The sequence below is a fragment of the Streptomyces sp. A1136 genome (assembly GCF_004795055.1).
GTDB lineage: Bacteria > Actinomycetota > Actinomycetes > Streptomycetales > Streptomycetaceae > Streptomyces.
Genome location: NZ_SSBJ01000099.1, coordinates 1 through 1,120 on the forward strand (window position 1 = coordinate 1; position 1,120 = coordinate 1,120).

At 73.5% G+C, this 1,120-nt stretch carries 1 protein-coding gene and 1 pseudogene; both read right to left on the bottom strand.

Translation table 11 applies throughout. From position 1 onward, the window contains the following. Nucleotides 1-109 (bottom strand): annotated as a pseudogene (locus E6R62_RS37410) (MoaD/ThiS family protein); the annotation flags it as partial. Between the two features lie 33 nt (nucleotides 110-142). Next, entirely contained in the window at nucleotides 143-985 is an 843-nt protein-coding gene (locus tag E6R62_RS37415; protein WP_206308968.1) for an alpha/beta hydrolase, read from the bottom strand. Nucleotides 986-1,120 lie beyond the last annotated feature (135 nt).

The following is a 1,120-nucleotide window of genomic DNA, read 5'->3' on the forward strand; positions in this document are numbered from 1 at the left end:
CGCGCACCGCGTCGAGGGCCTCGGCCAGTGTCCCGGCGGCGTACGGCTCCTCGCCGACACCGGCGGCGGACTTGGCCGCGGCCCAGAAGCGGATGGTTCCCGCTGCCATGGTGTGGCTCCTTTCGTCGCCCTCCATGATGGGCTACGCGGCGGGCCGCGCGGCGATGAGCCAGCCCGCGATCCGCCCGAGCAGTTCGTCGTCGGCCGCGTTCTCGGCGTGCCCCATGCCCGGCTCGAGCCACAACTGCGCAGGTCCGGCTGCCGCCAGCATCCGCGGGTGGTCCACCGGGAAGTACGGGTCGCGGTCGCCGTGCACGATGAGCAGCGGGGTGGGCGCGATCAGCGGGACCGCCTCGACGGGCGACAGCGGCACCGGGTCCCAGTCCTCGGTGTGGATGCGCGTCGCGAAGCCGAAGCGGCCGACGAGCCGCCCGGTGGGCCGGGTCACCAGCCAGTGCACCCGCCGCATCGGGGCCGTGCCCCGGTAGTACCAGCGGGCGGGCGCGCTGACCGCCGCCACTGCTTCGGTGCGCCCCCGTGCTCCCCCCTGATGGGTCGCCGCGTGCCGCAGCACCACGGAGCCGCCCATCGAGAAGCCGACCGTCACCACCCGCCGGTGCCCGAGCGAGCGCGCCCAGGCGACCGCCGCCGCCAGGTCCAGCACCTCGCGGTCGCCCACCGTGGACAGCCCGCCGGACCTCCCGTGGCCCCGGAAGGAGAAGCTGACCACGGCCGCGTACCGGGCGAACGTCCGCACGGCGCGCCGCACCGCGGGGCGGTCCGCCGAACCGGTGAACCCGTGCGCGACGACGATCGCCGGGCCCGGGCCCCCGGCCTCCCCGCCCGCCGCGTCATCCGCCGTACACGGGTCGTACACCGCCTCGATCCCGACCCCGTCGTCCGCCCGCAACGTGGTCCGCAGCGGGCCGCGCGTGATCGAGCGAACAGCGGAATCCGGAATTCTCCCCTCGGACACAGAACTCATGTGGGTTATTCTCCTGTGAAGAGGATCCGGGCAAAGCAGCCCCCGGGTCCTTTTGTGCTTTCCGGACGTTGTTACGGCGACGTTTCGACAAGCTCAGCGGAACCAGCGTACGAAGCACAGCCGCATACTCCCCCG